At 34.6% G+C, this 18,304-nt stretch carries 18 protein-coding genes; 14 read left to right on the top strand and 4 right to left on the bottom strand.

Translation table 11 applies throughout. The features are described 5' to 3' along the window. Positions 1-49 precede the first annotated feature (49 nt). Positions 50-1,483: a sucrose-specific PTS transporter subunit IIBC gene (locus tag P3U32_RS10715; protein WP_323703130.1), complete on the top strand. Its 1,434-nt coding sequence runs from the start codon at positions 50-52 to the stop codon at positions 1,481-1,483. Positions 1,484-1,561: 78 nt separating this feature from the next. Continuing rightward, the gene (locus P3U32_RS10710) at positions 1,562-1,891 is read left to right on the top strand and encodes a hypothetical protein (protein WP_323703129.1); all 330 of its coding nucleotides are present in this window, start codon (positions 1,562-1,564) and stop codon (positions 1,889-1,891) included. A gap of 677 nt (positions 1,892-2,568) precedes the next feature. Here the strand turns inward: P3U32_RS10710 and P3U32_RS10705 are convergent. Beyond that, entirely contained in the window at positions 2,569-2,985 is a 417-nt protein-coding gene (locus tag P3U32_RS10705) for an OsmC family protein (protein WP_323703128.1), read from the bottom strand. Between the two features lie 171 nt (positions 2,986-3,156). Here P3U32_RS10705 and P3U32_RS10700 point away from each other — a divergent pair, with 171 nt between their 5' ends. Both P3U32_RS10700 and P3U32_RS10695 read left to right on the top strand, forming a co-directional pair. Further along, positions 3,157-4,209 carry an ABC transporter permease gene (locus tag P3U32_RS10700; RefSeq protein WP_323703127.1) on the top strand — a complete coding sequence of 351 codons (1,053 nt, stop codon included), beginning with the start codon at positions 3,157-3,159 and terminating at the stop codon, positions 4,207-4,209. Between the two features lie 2 nt (positions 4,210-4,211). Next, positions 4,212-4,889 (top strand): ABC transporter ATP-binding protein, encoded by a 678-nt coding sequence (locus P3U32_RS10695; protein WP_323703126.1) that lies wholly within the window; start codon positions 4,212-4,214, stop codon positions 4,887-4,889. Positions 4,890-5,788: 899 nt separating this feature from the next. Here P3U32_RS10695 and nfsA read toward each other — a convergent pair. Together nfsA and P3U32_RS10685 are read right to left on the bottom strand one after the other, a co-directional pair. Next, positions 5,789-6,544: an oxygen-insensitive NADPH nitroreductase gene (gene nfsA, locus P3U32_RS10690; protein WP_323703125.1), complete on the bottom strand. Its 756-nt coding sequence runs from the start codon at positions 6,542-6,544 to the stop codon at positions 5,789-5,791. Positions 6,545-6,623: 79 nt separating this feature from the next. Beyond that, positions 6,624-7,907 (bottom strand): homocysteine synthase, encoded by a 1,284-nt coding sequence (locus P3U32_RS10685; RefSeq protein ID WP_323703124.1) that lies wholly within the window; start codon positions 7,905-7,907, stop codon positions 6,624-6,626. Positions 7,908-8,067: 160 nt separating this feature from the next. On the opposite strand from P3U32_RS10685, the gene P3U32_RS10680 reads away from it, so the two are divergent. Then, positions 8,068-8,595, top strand: coding sequence for a GNAT family N-acetyltransferase (locus tag P3U32_RS10680; protein ID WP_323703123.1), 528 nt, complete (start codon positions 8,068-8,070; stop codon positions 8,593-8,595). 20 nt (positions 8,596-8,615) lie between these two features. Here the strand turns inward: P3U32_RS10680 and P3U32_RS10675 are convergent, their stop codons facing one another. Next, on the bottom strand, positions 8,616-9,299 hold the full coding sequence (locus tag P3U32_RS10675; protein ID WP_323703122.1) for a DUF1129 family protein: 684 nt from the start codon (positions 9,297-9,299) through the stop codon (positions 8,616-8,618). A gap of 143 nt (positions 9,300-9,442) precedes the next feature. Here P3U32_RS10675 and P3U32_RS10670 point away from each other — a divergent pair, with 143 nt between their 5' ends. The 9 genes from P3U32_RS10670 to P3U32_RS10630 all read left to right on the top strand — a co-directional run bounded on the left by P3U32_RS10670 (position 9,443) and on the right by P3U32_RS10630 (position 18,293). Beyond that, positions 9,443-10,195, top strand: a complete 753-nt coding sequence (locus P3U32_RS10670; protein ID WP_323704878.1) for a sulfite exporter TauE/SafE family protein — start codon at positions 9,443-9,445, stop codon at positions 10,193-10,195. An 11-nt stretch (positions 10,196-10,206) separates the two neighbouring features. Then, positions 10,207-10,644: a GNAT family N-acetyltransferase gene (locus P3U32_RS10665; RefSeq protein WP_323703121.1), complete on the top strand. Its 438-nt coding sequence runs from the start codon at positions 10,207-10,209 to the stop codon at positions 10,642-10,644. An 18-nt stretch (positions 10,645-10,662) separates the two neighbouring features. Continuing rightward, positions 10,663-12,705, top strand: a complete 2,043-nt coding sequence (locus tag P3U32_RS10660; protein ID WP_323703120.1) for a cation:proton antiporter — start codon at positions 10,663-10,665, stop codon at positions 12,703-12,705. Between the two features lie 70 nt (positions 12,706-12,775). Beyond that, a complete protein-coding gene (locus P3U32_RS10655; protein WP_323703119.1) occupies positions 12,776-13,612 on the top strand; it encodes an SA0632 family lipoprotein in 837 nt (278 codons plus the stop codon). Positions 13,613-13,679: 67 nt separating this feature from the next. Further along, positions 13,680-13,973 carry a hypothetical protein gene (locus P3U32_RS10650; RefSeq protein ID WP_323703118.1) on the top strand — a complete coding sequence of 98 codons (294 nt, stop codon included), beginning with the start codon at positions 13,680-13,682 and terminating at the stop codon, positions 13,971-13,973. Positions 13,974-14,056: 83 nt separating this feature from the next. Continuing rightward, positions 14,057-15,619, top strand: coding sequence for a Gldg family protein (locus P3U32_RS10645; protein ID WP_323703117.1), 1,563 nt, complete (start codon positions 14,057-14,059; stop codon positions 15,617-15,619). A 213-nt stretch (positions 15,620-15,832) separates the two neighbouring features. Next, a complete protein-coding gene (locus tag P3U32_RS10640) occupies positions 15,833-17,353 on the top strand; it encodes an acetaldehyde dehydrogenase ExaC (protein WP_323703116.1) in 1,521 nt (506 codons plus the stop codon). After that, positions 17,354-17,686 (top strand): DUF779 domain-containing protein, encoded by a 333-nt coding sequence (locus tag P3U32_RS10635; protein WP_323703115.1) that lies wholly within the window; start codon positions 17,354-17,356, stop codon positions 17,684-17,686. 67 nt (positions 17,687-17,753) lie between these two features. Then, positions 17,754-18,293, top strand: a complete 540-nt coding sequence (locus tag P3U32_RS10630; RefSeq protein WP_323703114.1) for a GNAT family N-acetyltransferase — start codon at positions 17,754-17,756, stop codon at positions 18,291-18,293. The last annotated feature ends 11 nt before the right edge of the window (positions 18,294-18,304 follow it).

The following is an 18,304-nucleotide window of genomic DNA, read 5'->3' as shown; positions in this document are numbered from 1 at the left end:
TAGACCTTTTTGGTACCGGTACCAAAAAAGAGGTGAAGGAGTGAATAAAATGGATTATAAGAAGGAAGCACGGAATATCACGGAAGCAATTGGTGGGAAAGATAATATTGAAGCAATTGCGCATTGTGCCACACGTTTAAGACTTGTATTAAAGGATGAAGGTCAAGTCAACGAAGACGCTTTAAATGATATGGACGTCGTTAAAGGAACGTTCTCAACAGGCGGGCAATATCAAATTATTATTGGCTCAGGCACAGTCAATAAAGTATTCGCTGAAATGGAAAGTATAACGGGACTTGAAGCTTCAACGAAATCAGAAGTGAAAGAACAATCTTCGAAAAAGTTAAATCCAATTCAAAAATTTGTGAAGATGCTATCTGATATTTTTGTTCCAATTATTCCTGCAATCGTAGCAGGCGGATTATTAATGGGGATTAATAATTTATTAACTGCGGAAGGTCTATTTTATGATCATTCCTCACTGATAGATGTACATAAGCAATTTGCTAGCTTAGCACATATGATTAATATCTTTGCGAACGCGCCATTTGTATTTTTACCAGTGTTAATTGGTTTTAGTGCAGCGAAACGATTTGGTGGAAATGCATTTTTAGGGGCAGCGTTAGGGATGATACTTGTACATCCAGAATTGATGAATGGATATGATTATCCAAAAGCATTAGTCAATGGTGATAAAATTCCGACATGGGAGATATTTGGTTTATCTATCAAAATGGTAGGTTACCAAGGACAAGTGCTTCCAATCCTAGTGGCAGCATATATATTAGCAAAATTAGAACAAGCATTTAGAAAATTTATTCCTTCAACTTTGGATAATTTATTAACACCATTATTATCATTATTCTTTACAGCTTTTATTACTTTTGCAGCAGTAGGACCAATTACACGTACAGCAGGTTATTTCTTATCAGACGGATTAACATGGTTATATGAATCAGGTGGTGCAATTGGTGGATTAATCTTTGGTTTAATTTATGCACCAATCGTTATAACTGGTATGCATCATAGTTTCATCGCAATAGAAACAACATTAATTGCAGATCATGCAAATACAGGTGGATCATTTATTTTCCCAATCGCAGCTATGTCCAATGTGGCACAAGGTGCAGCAACTTTAGCAGCATTCTTTATTGTGAAAAATAAAAAGCTAAAAGGTACAGCCTCAGCAGCAGGTATTTCAGCTTTGTTAGGTATTACTGAACCAGCAATGTTTGGTGTGAACTTAAAATTACGTTATCCATTTATCGGTGCAATAATTGGTTCCGGTGCGGGTGCATGTTATATTGCAGCAACTAAAGTTAAAGCAATCGCATTAGGTACAGCAGGATTACCTGGATTTATTTCAATCGCAACAGGTAGTTGGTTAAATTATATTATAGGTATGGCAATCGCGATTGCAGTTGCTTTCGTAGTAACAATCATATTATCGAGAAGAAAAGTTTATAAAGACGTAGCATCGTAGAGCATTAGAAACATAATATTTGTTTCATGATTAGATTTTTTCGTACAATAAAGGTAAGTAACGAATGGAGGTATAATCATGAAATTAAACGAAATAGATGAGAACGAATTATATCCTACTGAAAAAATTGGTCCAAGTGTATTAGGAACAATCATTTATAAAGTAGGCGAACAAACACAATTCAAAGGCGCATATATTACAACAAGTGAACGCGTCATCATGAGTGTAGATATGAATGGCGAACCATATAAGAGAGTATTTAGTTACCAAGATATTAAAGGTGTAACGATAGAGGATCAAGGCGTATTATTTATAGAATTTCCACAAGGGAAAGTCGCAATGATTGATATCGAAGAAGGTAATGTAGATACTTTTAAAGATTACGTAAATAATCTCATTCAAGCATAAAAACATAATTGAAACGCAAAAGACCAGGAAAAAGCATCCTGGTCTTTTGCGTTTTTTTGTATATGTGAGGAGGCAATTTTGTTAGGTTAGTGAAATTATTCGTAAAGTCGTAGATTAACTTTTGAATTAAGCGACGAGATGTGTGAAGTCGTGAGTTAACGCCAGAGTTAATCCAAGAGAAAGGCCAAGTCGTGAGTTAACGCCGAAGTTAATCCAAGAGAAGCCCAAAGTCGTGAGTTAACTCCGGAATTAATCCAAGAGAAAGGCCAAGTCGTGAGTTAACGCCGAAGTTAATCCAAGAGTCGCCCCAAGTCGTGAGTTAATTCCGAAGTTAATCCAAGAGATGGCCCAAGTCGTGAGTTAACGCCAGAGTTAATCCAAGAGAAAGGCAAAGTCGTGAGTTAACTCCGGAATTAATCCAAGAGAAAGGCAAAGTCGTGAGTTAACTTCGAAGTTAATCCAAGAGAAGCCCAAAGTCGTGAGTTAACTCCGGAATTAATCCAAGAGATGGCCCAAGTCGTGAGTTAACGCCGAAGTTAATCCAAGAGTCGCCCCAAATCGTGAGTTAACGCCGAAGTTAATCCAAGAGAAGGCCCAAGTCGTGAGTTAACGCCGAAGTTAATCCAAGAGAAAGGCAAAGTCGTGAGTTAACTCAGAAGTTAATCCAAGATTCGCTATTACAAGACTTCTTCTTTACCGTTAAATATGAGTTTTGGTTCAATTGTCGCTTTCAACGAGTGCGCGACTGTACAATATTTATCGACACTTAACTTGATTGCGCGTTTTAATTTTTTTAAATCCACATCGCCTTCAATATCAAAAATTAAAGTGACGTGTTTCACTGCTCTAGATGTACTATCTTCTCTTTCATCATCTACTGTAATTGTGAATTCTGTTACATCTACTAATCTGTCTTTCATAATATTTATAACGTCAATTCCAGTACATCCTGCTAAGCCACTCAACATTAATTCTACTGGTGATGGTCCATTATCATCGCCACCGTTTTCAGTGGACGCATCTGAAATGATTTCATGTCCAAATTGTGATTGTGCTTTAAAAGTCTTTTTACCGTGCCAAACAGATTGTATCATGTGCATCTTCTCCTTTTACTTAAATTAAGTAGATATATTGTATCAAGTAAAAGGTAATTAAACGAGTAAATCGTTTTGTAAGTCGAAAGGACTTTTTTTGATTTGTTCATATTCAGTTCACATTACTTAATTATGATATGCATATACATTAAAGAGAGAGGGAAGATCACTATGAAATTAGCATTTAAAGAACTGATGTATTACAAGTTTAAATATTTACTTGTGACTTTAATACTGTTCTTATTAGCATTTCTTGTTTTATTTATATCTGCGTTAGCGCAAGGCTTGGCAAAAGAGAATGTTTCAGGAATAGAACAATGGAATAAACAACACTATGTCATTGCAAAGGATGCTGACAATCAACTCATGCAATCCAATATTACTGAACAACAAGCAGATGATGTTCAAGCAGTTGTTGGCGGAGATCCAATTAAAACTGCAATGCAAAAAGTGAAAACAAATAATGGGAAATTAGATTTAATGTTCACGCAACTTACAAGTAATATCCAACCGAAACCTACTGAAGGAACATTACCGAAGCAAGCTGATGAAGTTTTATTAAATAAGAAATTAAAAGCAGAAGGATTTAATGTTGGAGATCATATTAAATTATCAGATGGAAAGCAGTCATATAAAATTGTCGGCTTCTCTGACAATATTATGTATGCACATACGTCGATGGCATATGTAAATGAAGATGCTATGCAGGAACTTAAAGGCAATCATACTGCACTCATAGCGTATGACAATCTAAATAAGCAACAAGAAAGTAAGATTCAAGACATTGATAATATGAAAGTCATTTCTCAAAAAGATATGTTCGATGCGATTCCAAGTTATAATGCGGAACAACAACCATTAAACTTGATGATTATATTTTTATTTGTCATATCAGCAATAGTCATTACAGCTTTCTTCTATGTCATGACTATTCAAAAAACGAGTCAATTTGGAATTTTAAAAGCAATTGGTACGAAAAATAGCCAATTAATGATGTCACTTATGGTACAAATTTTGATGATTACATTGATTGGGGTAGCATTAGCCATATCAATCATTAGCGTGATTGATACGTTTATGCCGGTTACAATGCCGTTCTATATAAATGTTAACTTAATGATGTTAATGGTAGTCGTATTTATCATCGTTTCATTGTTAGGCGCTGTATTATCTCTTATAAAAGTAATGAAAATAGAACCACTTGAAGCAATAGGAGGCGAGTAAATATGGGGTTAGTAGTTGAACACGTAACTAAAACATTTGGAGAAAAAGAAACGGCAACACGCGTATTAAATGACATTTCATTCACTGCTGAAAAAGGTGAACTGATTGTATTAAATGGTGCGTCAGGTTCAGGAAAATCAACATTATTATCGATAGTAGGTGGACTGTTAGGTAGAAGTTCAGGAACGATTACATTAGATGATATTGATTACGTCGATTTACCAGATAAGCAATTAACAGAAATGCGTTTAAAACAAATTGGATTTATTTTTCAATCGTCACATCTGATTCCGTATTTAAATGTGACAGATCAACTCACGTACGTAGGTCAAAAAGCAGGAATGAAGAAGAAAGAAGCGAAAGAAAGAGCAGAAAAATTATTAACAGAAATAGGTTTATCTCATAGATTAAAAGCATATCCGCAATCACTGTCAGGTGGAGAAAAACAACGTGTTGCAATTATGAGAGCTTGGATGAATCATCCTAAATTGATATTGGCAGATGAACCAACAGCTAGTTTAGATTCAAATAAAGCAATTGAAGTTGTTAAAATGATTAAATCAAATGTTAAGGAACATGATTCTATTGGTATTATGATTACGCATGATGAAAGAATATTTGATTATGCAGACCGTGTGATTAAATTAAGCGAAGGACGTATATCTGAAACAGTTTCTTAGTCAGGAGCCAGCGCTAAAAAATGCTGAACATTGCAAGTGGAGGTCGACAAGCAACATTGGGGCTCTGAACATTGCAAGTGAAGGCTGACAAGCAACATTGAGGCGTTGAACATTGCAAGTGGAGGCTGACAAGCAACATTGAGGCGTTGAACATTGCAAGTGGAGGCTGACAAGCAACATTGAGGCGTTGAACATTGCGAGTGGAGGCTGACAAGCAACATTGAGGTGTTGAATATTGCAAGTGGAGGTCGACATGCAACATTGGTCACTCTAACGAGATAGTTCTAGAAAACAATCCCGTTAGAGCGAAAAGAGACCACAAAAAAGCCAGAATGAACTATAAAAAATAAGAAAATACCCCGCTAACGTGATAGTTTCAAGAAACAATCTTGTTAAAAAATTTAACGAGATAGTTCTAGAAAACAATCCCGTTAGAGCGAAAAGAGACCACAAAAAAGCCAGAATGAACTATAAAAAATAAGAAAATACCCCGCTAACGTGATAGTTTCAAGAAACAATCTTGTTAAAAAATTTAATGAGATAGTTCTAGAAAACAATCTCGTTAGAGTGAAAAGAGCACACAAAAAAGCCTGATTTACTGCAAAAAATAAGAAAACACCCCGCTAACGAGATAGTTTTAAGAAACAATCCTGTTAAAAAATCTAACGAGATAGTTTCAAGAAACAATCCCGTTAGCGAGTACTTTCCATTTAAAAAACACCAATATAAAAACGGCTGGGACATAATATATGTCTCAGCCGTTTTTAGTATCTTGGCAGTAGATGACTGAGTTGAAAATACGCTTATAACAAGCTTTTTTCAAATCTAGTCATCCTTGCCGGGGCGGGACTACGAAATCTTTTTTATATAAATTAGATTTCTGTCCCGCTCCCTTCTTTTTATCTTTTAATAAATCCTTTTTCATTGAGTCGATCTAATATGTCAGGTCTTGTTTTTTGGCCCATCATTTTAGAGATTTGTGCTGACCATGATTCTGAGCGTTGGCCGTTTGTACGTTGTTCATAATATGCTTGGATATCTTCGTCATATTGTTTGATTTGCTCGAGTTGTTCTGTTGAAGCGGATTGATATTTATTTTCATGAAAAACATGTTCAAATGGTAGGCGTTGTTTTGGTGAACCTTGTTCATCTTCACTTGGAACACCAACTGCCATACCGAATAATGGGAAGACGTGTTCAGGTAAGCCTAACAGCTCACTTACTTTTGCAACGTCATTTCGTAATGAACCTAAGAATACAATGCCGTAGCCCATATCTTCAGCTGTAAGTGCAACATTTTCAGCAGCAAGTGCAACGTCAATTGTACCTACAAGTAGGCCTTCAGCTGATTCTAAACTTGGTTTCATATTTCCTTCAGTTGCTTCGTTAATTAAATGATGTCTGTAATAATCAATTACAAATACAAATAAATAACCATTATCAACAACATGTTGTTGTCCTGAGATTTCTTTTAATGCTTCTTTGATTTCTGGATCACTAATACCAATGATTGAATACGCTTGAACATAGCTTGATGTAGAGGCCATTTGTCCAGCTTGAACTAATTTTTTTATCGTTTCTTTAGATAAAGGTTCGTCTTTAAATTGTCGTATAGATCGGTGCTGTTGTGTTAAATCATATACAGATTGTTTCATGTTTTCCTTCTCCTTCTTGATACTTAAGATGTTTAAATGGTATCAAAAAATGAAAGATAATTCATTTGACTAGACTTATCTATTGAATTTTTTCAAGTGCTTGCTTTAAATCGAGAAGGATATCATCAACGGATTCAGTACCTATAGAAAGTCGAACTAAATCTTTAGTTACGCCTGAAGCGAGTTGTTCTTCATCGCTTAATTGTTGATGTGTTGTGCTGGCTGGATGAATCACAAGAGACTTAGAATCACCTACATTTGCTAGTAATGAGAACAGTGATAATGATTCAATAAATTTAGGTATACTATCCACATCACCATCAACACCGAATGTTAGAATAGCGCCTTGGCCATGAGGTAAATATTTTTTAGCAAGTTCATGTGAAGGATTTGATTCTAGTCCAGGATAATTGACCCAACTCACTTTATCATGTGATTCTAGGAATTCTGCAACTTTTTGAGCATTTTCAGAGTGACGTTCTGTTCTTAAGTGCAATGTTTCCAAACCGATTAAAAATTGGTGTGCATTAAATGGTGAAAGTGCAGGACCTAAGTCACGTAATAATTGAACACGCGCTTTAGTAATATAAGCAGCATCGCCAACGTCTTTCGTATAAGAGACACCATGATAACTTGGATCAGGTTCTACTAATCCAGGGAATTTTCCGTTATCCCAATTGAATTTACCACTATCGACAATGACGCCACCGATAGATGTACCATGTCCACCAATGAATTTTGTTGCAGAGTGAACAACAATATCTGCACCAAATTTAATTGGTTGAAGTAAGTGTGGTGTCGCAAATGTATTATCAACGATTAATGGGATATCATTTTCATGTGCAATATTTGCTACTGCTTCAATATCTAGCACGTCTATACTTGGATTGCCTATTGTTTCTGCAAAAATTAATTTAGTCTTTTCATTAATGGCAGATTTAAAGTTATTTGGATCTTTCGGATCTACAAATCGTACCGTTATACCGAATTTCTTTAAAGTGACAGCAAATAAATTATATGTACCACCATATAAATTGGTTGAAGCAACGACTTCAGAACCACTTTCAGCAATATTTAAAATACTTAAAGTGATAGCAGCTTGACCACTGCCTACACTTAATGCGGCTAATCCGCCTTCTAATAAAGCAATGCGTTTTTCAAACACATCATTTGTTGGGTTCATGATTCTTGAATATATGTTACCTTCTTCGGCAAGTGCGAATAGATTTTGAGCGTGCTCAGTAGATTGAAACGTAAATGAAGTCGTTTGATGGATAGGTACTGCAGTTGAACCAGTGACTGGATCAGGTACTTGACCACCATGAATGGCGAGTGTTTCTTTATTCCAATTTTCTTGTGTCATAAATGAATACCTCCTTGTGTGATATATGCCATTATAGTCAGAAAGTTTTAAAAATTCAATCAAATCCGAGCGAAAAGATAAGAAAAAATAGAAATGGTATATTTATCGTTTTAATGAGCAATTGTGTATACTTAATTTATTAACCATTCGGGGGTGCATCATGATAGAAGTTAGACCAGTAGAGTTAGAAGATGCAAAGGCATTACTAGATTTGGATTTACGTAATAGAGAATTGTTTGAAACATATTCAGGTTCTAATAAAACCGATTCAGATTATCAATTGAAGCGATATCGGAAAAATATAGAAAAGCAAATTCATGAAATGAACAACGATGATGGTTATCATTATGTGATGGTTCATATAGAAGAAAATAAAGTTATCGGAACGATTGATTTATTTTCAGTTGTAAGACATAGTATTCAAAGTTGTATGATGGGCTACGCACTTGATGCAGAATATAGTGGGATGGGGATTACTACTTTTGCAGCTAAAGAAGTGATAAAAATAGCCTTTAATGAATTAGGATTTCATAGAGTTGAAGCGGGTGTGCAACCGGATAATATTGGCTCATGGAAAGTATTAGAGAAGGCGGGCATGCTTAGGGAAGGGTTAAATAGAAAGAACGTTAGAATTAAAGGTGAATGGAAAGATCATTATTTATATGCCATTGTTAATGAACACTTTTAAAAAATAAAAATCAATCAACCTTAACGAATGTCAGGTTGATTGATTTTTCTATAATGGTCGATATATAAACCTAATGGTGTTAGGACAAAAGATAAAATAATATATAGCCAGTTGGATGTATAGATTTTTGGACCAAGTTGTAAATAATTACTTGGTAGAAAGAATGCAAGAATAGTTAAAATGAGTGTTCCGGCGATCAATGTGTTTGTGATAAGTGTGGTCCAATTCGATTCGCTATAAATCCTAATCTGCACGACTTTAAAAATCATCCAAATAAATATGAATATCATTGTAAACCCTGTGACGAATGTAATAAGAAACGTATATAAATAAGTATGTTCAATCTGTGTAAAGAATCCTGTAAATCCTCTTATAAATGAAAATACACCTAACAAGATAAGGATGTGTAATCCAATAAATTTAAATATATTTTGAAATGTGCGGTTAGGCATATTTTTAATTAAATTATCGGCGTGCTGCTTTGGATTGTGATCGAAAAATTCCATTGCATGCATGCCGTCTTTTTCGGCGCTTAATAAATGATTCAATATATTGAGTAACATTTTTTCTGAATTATATGCATTAATACTGAGGTTCGCACGCACATAAGTAATGTAATTTTCGTAAACTTCTCGGTCATGACTGTTCAGTCTTAGGCGCTTAACATTGTTCTCAATGATTAAATCGCGTGTAGATTTTTTCATTAGCAGCGTCCTTTCTTTGTTTATTAGTTTTATTTTACCAAGTATTTAATTATAAAACATTACTTATTTGAGGTTATTACTTTTTACAGATGTTATTTTTTTCGATATTATTAAAAGTGACAGGTGGTGTGGGTTTGGAGATCGTGACGTTATTTATTGTGTTTTTAGTAGGTATTTTTGCAGGAACGATTAATATTATTTCTGCAGGTGGCTCATTAATCGTACTTCCTTTGCTAATATTTTTCGGTTTACCAACGACCATTGCGAACGCTTCAAATCGTGTTGCGATATTGGTACAGAACCTTTTAGGATTATATGTGTTTTACATAAAAGGAATGAGAAATATTAAGCTAAGTCTTATATTAAGTATTCCAGCTATAATAGGTTCTTTCATTGGCGTACATTATGCCATAAATCTCCCAGATGCCATTTTTAACCGCATGTTAGGCATTATTATGCTTCTTGTTTTAATCATTATGATTATTCCTACAAAATGGAAAGATAGTAAACATCAAACTGATGAATTATCGACTTTTCGAAAAGTACTTCTAGTACTCGTATTTATAGCATTAGGTGTATACGGTGGCGTGATTCAAGCAGCAGTAGGCTTCTTGTTTATCATTGCTTTGAATTTAATCATGCCTAAACTGAACTATGCTGAAGTGCAATGTATAAAGACACTCGTTATAACGATTTATTTATCGTTATCTACATTTGTATTTATATTTCAAGGTTATGTTAACTGGCCGTTTGCGATTAGTTTATCACTAGGATCTGGAATAGGTGGATTCATAGGTGGCCGATTAACAGTTTCATTACCAGAAAAGCAATTAAAGATAATCATGTTTTTAATCATTTTTATATTGGCAATCAAGTTGCTTATTGGCAACCATTAGGTAGGTAAAATATGTTGGAATTTAATTTGATCAATGAGGATACAGACATTTATAAAGTCAGTGAAATGGCTGCATCTTCATTTAAAGATGAAAATCATAGTATGACACTCGCAATCTCTTTGGAATTTGAGGCGATGAAACGAGCACTTGAATTTGAAACAAGCTTATTACTAGGTGCTTTTTCAAATCAAATATGCGTGGGATTTATTTGGTCTAAGTTTGAAGTGCAAAATAAAGAAGTCAAAATTTATAACTTATTTGTTGAAGAAGCTTATCGCAGACAAGGAATTGCAACAAAGTTAAAGCAAGAAGCCGAGAAGTGGGCATCGCAAATTGGTGCGCACACAATCGTTTCGACGGTGCACGCGAACAATCAACAGATGATTGATATCAATAAGTCGATGGACTATGAAATTGAGAAAGTCATTATGCGTAAAAAGTTATTTTAAAAAGAAGAGAGGAATTTTATGGCCATATTCGAAGGATTTCTATGGTTTATTATGGGCATTATTTTAAGTTCAATAATACATCATTACATATCTAAGATACCTTTAAGTTTTGTTCAAATTATTATTGGGTTTGTGATATTTTTATCACCTATTCCAGTAGAATTGAATTTTGAATCTGAAGTATTTATGGTGGGTATTATTGCGCCATTGCTATTTTTAGAAGGTATATCAGTTTCAAGGGTACACTTAGCAAGATATTTAAAACCGGTCATGTCAATGGCACTTGTGCTTGTATTTACAACGGTACTTGGTGTTGGGTTTCTACTACACATTGTTTGGCCAGAATTACCGTTGGCGGCATGTTTTGCAATTGGTGCCATCGTTTCTCCAACAGATGCTGTGGCAGTACAAGCCATTGCTAAAGGTAAAATGTTGCCAAAAGGCTCAATGACGATATTAGAAGGCGAATCTTTACTCAATGATGCAGCAGGTATCTTATCATTTAAGATTGCGTTGGCCGCATTAGTTGGTGGTTCATTCTCATTATCTGGTGCAGTTGGACAATTTTTAATTACTGCATTGGGTGGCGCGGTTGTTGGTCTAATTCTTGGTTATGGTGTTGTGCAACTTCGTGTGTATTTAACACGAAATGGCATTAATAATGGGAACATGCTCACATTTATACAGGTGATTACACCATTCTTAGTGTATATTGTTGCTGAAACGTTCCATTCATCAGGAATTATTGCAGCTGTTATTGCTGGATTAATTCATGGCGTGGAAAAAGACAGAATCGCACAAGCAACGACAAAAGAACAAGTAACCTATAATCATACATGGGATTTATTAAGTTATTTATTAAATGGATTTGTATTCATTTTACTTGGTTTCTTAATTCCAGAAGTGATGTATAACATTTTAGAAGAACCAAAACATGAAGTCATTCACGTGATTAAGATGACATTAATCGTAGCAGCACTCGTATACGTATTTAGATATATATGGGTATTGGTTTCTTATAAATACTTTTATTTACCAGAAAGCCGATTTTCTAGAATGTTAAATAGTGGTACGGATCTTGCACCACAATCCCAAGTCGATAAACCAAATCGATTTAAATATGCGTTTATCATGACGATTTGTGGTGTACATGGAACGATATCATTAGCTATCGCATTAATGTTGCCATTCAAATTATCTCAACATACAGACTTTATATACAGAGATAATCTGTTATTTATTGCGACAGGTGTGATATTGATTAGTTTAGTACTTGCACAAATTGTATTACCGTTTGTTACACCTAAAGCTAAACCGAAAGATCAAAGTAAATTGACGTTTAACGAAGCTAAAATATTACTGATCGAAGGTGCTTTAGAAAAGTTACAAGAGTTCTATAGTAAAGAAACAAGCTATGTATATGGAAAAATAACACGTAGCTATCATATGCAATTATCGTTCTTGAGAGAAAGTGGAGAAAAAGATGAAGACATTAAAGAATTAGAACGAATGCAACGTATCGCGATAGACACTGAATTCAGTACGTTAGATAAATTGATTAAAGAAAATAAAATTTCACAAAGTACATTTGACAACTATAGACAAATTACAGAGCGTTCATCAACTTTCAAAAATGCTTCACTATATACAAAATCTAAACTTATGTTAAAGCTATTTCTTCGTCGTAGAAAGATTAAAACTGTCATAAATGCGACTAGTTCGCTTTCAATTGAAGCGAATTTAAAAGAGATGCGTTTCATCACGAAAGAAGTTCATTTCCAAGTGTTAAAAAGACTTGGTGAAGAAATGAATGATGATAATGAATTTGAAATTAGTATTGTATGTGACTCTTATTTAAATAAAGTAGAACGACTAACGCCAAATCATTTTAAAGGAAATCGTACAGCAGTTTATACTGAAATGGAAATATATGCGTTAAGAATGCAACGAGAAATGATTAATCAATTAACTGAAGAAGGTAAGATTAGTCGTACAATGGCAATTAAATTAAGAGAATCTGTCAATTATGATGAAATGATTGTTTTAGGAAACAGTATCTAATCTGTTTTCAATAGATAGCTTACAGGTAGTGTGGTAAAATGTTTAAGACTATATATAGGAGGCGACACCTATGAAGAAAGCACTTTTACTGGTGGTGAGCTTAGTAATACTTCTAGCTGCGTGTGGGAAAGATGATGAACAAAAGAATTTGGAGCAAGAGATCAAATCTTTAGAGCGATCAACTAAAGATTTTCAAAAAGATAAAGCATCTTTGGAAAAAGAAAATGAGAAGTTGAAAGACAGCATTAAAGATAAAGAAGATGAACTTGATAAACTGAAAAGTGAATCGGATTCAAGTCAATCTGACACGAGTAAAAAGGATTCTAGCAAATCCAAAGAAACATCAAGTAATGATTCAAGTGACAAATCAGCAAAAAAGCCACTACCTAATACAATTCGTACTTCGACAACTGGTGATGTAACTTTAATGAATGATTTGAACAACAAACAATTTCAATTTGAAGATCGTGGAATGAAAGTGGTTGTTGATCATATTCAAATATTTCAAGTGAATAACATGCCAGAAGGTCAAGTACTCTTATTCAATGGAGCAAAAGATGGATATGTCGTCATTTATGAAGTGACGACAGAAAATACGTCAAAACAGAAATTGTACTATGATAATACAACATCTATTGTAGATGGTAATCATGAACAACGTTCTGACTATGCATCTTTTATACCAGATTCTCATAACGAGAAATATATGAAGAAATCTAAAGAGAATACAGACGAATATCAGCCAGGAGAACAGACGAAAAGCTTAAAATCTATTCCGATTTCAGTTGAAGCTTATAAAGCCATTAAAGATAAACGTGCAAAGTTTAATATTAATGGTGGCGTTAGTCATACATCAACGTTCGACAATGCTACAAGCAATGTGAAATCATTTAACCTGGATATTTAGTTGCGTTTAGATTGAATTGTATTAGGGAATAAATAACGAATGATTAATTGAAAAGAGGGATGTCATCGTGCATGAAAAAGATTTTGTGTTAATAGAAGGTAAGAAGCTGACATTATTAGAACTTGGCCATGAAATCGAATCGATAACAGGTCGTACATTAAAGTCAACTACTGGTGAAGTGAGAAGTTGGCCATCTGAAGCGGTTATATTTGATCGTAAATCTAATGTTAATCAAGTCACTTATCGCTTTAATGATGTGAATGATATTATAGATGCAACGATCGAAGTACCAAGAGGATTTGATAACTATAAAACAGATCCCGTAACAATTAAATTGCTAACATATATTAGAAAAGCATAGTTAGCCGTGGTTTAAATAACAATAATAGTTAAGAGGCTGAGCATTTAGGCTCGGCCTCTTATTTCATGTGAAAGGAGAATATAATGAAAGTAAAGTTGCTAATGCTGAGTTTAATGAGTGTATTTGCTATTTTGGTTAGTGCATGTTCGAATGGTGTTAACGAACAAGAAGGCAAAGAAGGAAAAATAGTACTATCTCCAAAGAGTGGTGATACTAAAGGTAAAGTCTTATTTGATAGTGCACATGGTCAAACAGCCGGTAGTGCAGATTGGGTCATAAATGGTGGATTCTCTGATTTTGCAGATGCTTTAACAGAAGCAAACTATGAAGTAACTGACTTAGGCTACAATCAACAATTAGATTATAAAAAAATGAAGAACTACCAACTCGTTGTCATTCCTGAAGCGAATAATCCTCTAAAAACAAGTGAACAAGATGCGATTGAACAATATGTAAAATCAGGCGGCAGTGTTTTAATGATTAGTGACCATTATAATGCAGATAGGAATTTTAACCGCTTTGATTCCTCTGAAGTAATGAATGGTTATAGAAGAGGTGCTTTTGATAATCCTACAAAAGGTATGAATGCTGAAGAACAATCTTCAGAAAAAATGAAAGACGTTGAAGGTAGAGATTTCTTGAGTGAAGTATTCGGTTTGAGATATAGATATAATGCTTTAGGTAATATTAAAGTCGATGATTTAGCTGATAAGAAAGACAGCTTTGGCATTACAGACGGTGTGAATGCAGTATCTATGCATGCTGGATCAACATTAGCCATCACAGATCCGAATAAAGCGAAAGGCATCGCATTTGTACCAACACTATCTAAAGATGATGCGTGGAGTCATGCTGTTGATCAAGGTATATATAATGGCGGCGGTAAAGAAGAAGGGCCGTATATTGCGATAAGTAAAGTCTCCAAAGGAAAAGGTGCATTTATTGGAGATTCTTCAATGATAGAAGATAAGTCACCAAAATATAAACGCGAAGATAATGGTGAAACGAAGAAAACCTATGACGGGTTTAAAGAAGAAGATAATAAAAAAATGGTTATGCAAATTGTGGAATGGTTAAACAAGAAAGATGATTCAGAAGACTTAACCGAAATGAACACACAATTGGATGATAAAACACAACTATTAGACTTCGAAGAACCAAGTAATAGTAGCGAACCCGAAAGAGAACCATGGGGAACAGCGAAACAAGGATACAAATGGTATGATCCATCCACGTATGCTGAAGGAAGCTATGGAAATAAAGCAACAAGTGAGAAAGAAAATGATAGTAGTTCATCAACCGACACGCAACAAAGTACATCCTCGAATAATGAAAGTAAAGGCGAATTTGAAATGCCAAGTACTGTACAAAAACAAGAAAAATTTCAAATCACAGTACACGTTGATGAATCGAAGCTAGAGAATCAATCATTCCAACTCTCAATTAAGAATAACGATGGGCAAGAAGTCGGTATGTTTAACGGTCAAGCGCCAGGTATATCTGACGAAGTACAGCCAAGAATTAAAAATGGAACAACAGATTGGTATTTTAAAACAAAAATTGCGAACGAAGCAGATAATAATGTGAAAGTTGAAGTATTATCTGGCGGACGTGTCATAGCTAATACTCAATTAGAAGTACAATAGAAATGAAAAGAGGCTGGGACAATATATTATGTCCCAGCCTCATCCTTTTGTACTGTAAGTTGCAAGTGAAACGTCACAAGCGAAGTTCTCGGGGCCAACATCAAACACTTAAACAAGAAAAATTATACTAAAATAGTAATAATCGTATTGTTTGATGATAGCGTTTTCCTCAATTAAAATAAAGGTGTAACTAATAAAAGGGGGCGTTTGAATATGGCTTATGAATATCCAACTGCAACAAATGCAAAATACAAAGTGAAAGATAAATATCAAAACTTTATCGGTGGTAAATGGGTTGATCCTAAAAATGGCACGTACTTTGATAATGGCTCTCCTGTAACTGGAGAAGTTTATGCCAAAATTCCTCGTTCTACAAAAGAAGATGTCGATGAAGCAGTTAAAGCTGCTCATAAAGCACAAGTTGAGTGGGCTAAGAAATCACCTGCTGAACATTCGCAATTACTTTTAAATATTGCTGATCGTATTGAAGAAAATTTAGAAAAACTTGCAGTTATTGAAACATTTGATAATGGTAAACCGATTAGAGAATGTTTAGCTGCAGATTTACCTTTAGTTGTTGATCACTTTAGATATTTTGCTGGTGTTGCTAGAGCTGAAGAAGGTGCAATTTCACAAATTGATGATAATACAGTTGCTTATCATTTTAAAGAACCAATAGGTGTAGTGGGGCAAATCATTCCTTGGAATTTCCCGTTATTGATGGCAACTTGGAAATTAGCGCCTGCGATCGTAACTGGTAATGCTGTCGTTCTAAAACCAGCAGAACAAACACCAGTTTCAATCTTACATTTAATTGAACTCATTCAAGATTTATTACCAGAAGGCTTGATTAATGTTGTAAATGGATTTGGTGCTGAAGCTGGACAAGCATTGGCAACGCATGAAGACATTAATAAAGTTGCATTTACTGGTGAAACAACAACTGGTCGAATTATTATGCAAAATGCCAGTCAAAATCTAATTCCAGTTACTTTAGAATTAGGTGGGAAATCTCCGAATATCTTCTTTAAAGATATTATGGATGAAGATGATGACTTCTTAGACAAAGCAGTCGAAGGTCTCGTAATGTTCGCTTTAAACCAAGGTGAAGTGTGTACTTGTCCATCTCGTGCGTTAGTTCATGAAGATATTTATGATGCATTTATTGAAAAATGTATTGAACGCGTGAACCAAATTAAGATGGGTAATCCATTAGATACTGAAACAATGCTTGGTGCACAGACTTCTCAAGAACAAGCTGAAAAGATTAAAAGTTATCTTGATATAGGTAAGCAAGAAGGAGCAGAAGTACTTGTTGGCGGTAATGTTAGAGAAGAATCAGGAGAATTAGAAAATGGTTTCTATATTGAACCTACAATATTTAAAGGCACACAAGATATGAGAATTTTCCAAGAAGAAATATTTGGTCCGGTATTATCATTAGCTACTTTTAAAGATGATGAAGAAGCTTTAGAAATGGCAAATGATACATTGTATGGATTAGGTGCAGGTATTTGGACTAGAAATCAAAACAAAGCTTATCGTTTCGGTAGAGGTATCCAAGCCGGACGTGTATGGGTGAATAACTACCATACTTATCCAGCACATGCGGCATTTGGTGGTTATAAAATGAGTGGTATTGGCCGTGAAAATCATAAGATGATGTTAGATCATTATCAACAAACGAAAAACTTACTCGTAAGTTATGACGAGAAACCGGCAGGACTGTTCTAAATGTTAGAACAAGTAACTGCCACTGAAACAGCTAAATCACTCATACGTAGTTTGAAACAGACACACGGTGAAAATCTCATCTTTCATCAATCAGGTGGGTGCTGTGATGGTAGTTCTCCAATGCTTTTTGTTGAAGGAACATTAATTATTGGAGATGTCGATGTTAAGTTAGGTGAAATAGAAGGTGTACCTTTCTATATGAATAAGAAACAGTATGAATATTGGAAACATACTAATTTAGAACTAGACGTTGTGGATGGTAAAGGTGGTATGTTTAGTATCGAAGGACCAACAGGTAAAAGATTTCATATTCGAAGTTCTGTAAGGTCATAATTTTTGAAAGGATGTGCTAAAATAATAGTACATCCTTTTTTTAATATGATAAAGGTTGGTGAAGCTAATGGATCAGTACATTGAAACAAAACGTTTAATATTAAGAAATTGGAAAGACGAAGACATTGCACCATTTCAAAAAATGAATGCTAATGCCGAAGTAAGAAGATACTTTCCGGATATATTAAGCTATGAAGCAACTAAAAACATTGTTGAACAAATGAAAACAGTTATTGACCAATATCACATTGGTTTATTTGCGGTGGAATTAAAAGAAACGCAAACATTTATCGGTATGGTTGGATTAAATTACATACCAAAGGGAAGCATAATGAGCTTTCCGGAATTGCCTTTTTATGAAATTGGTTGGCGTTTAGATAAGACAGTATGGGGCAATGGATTGGCTACTGAAGCGGCAGAGGCCGTCCTAACATATGCGAAAGAAAAAGGAATTGATGAAGTGTATAGTTTTACTTCTGAAATTAATAAGCCGTCTAGACGTGTAATGGAGAAGTTAGAAATGGAACACATTAGAGATTTCTTGCATCCAAAAGTGATTCATGATGAAACTTTGGCAGCACATGTTTTATATTATAAATCCTTATAAGGAGTCGTCAA

It is taken from the genome of Mammaliicoccus sp. Dog046 (genome assembly GCF_034039665.1).
Lineage (GTDB): Bacteria > Bacillota > Bacilli > Staphylococcales > Staphylococcaceae > Mammaliicoccus.
The sequence above is the reverse complement of the archived record's forward strand: the minus strand, read 5'-3'. Positions and strand labels throughout refer to the sequence as shown.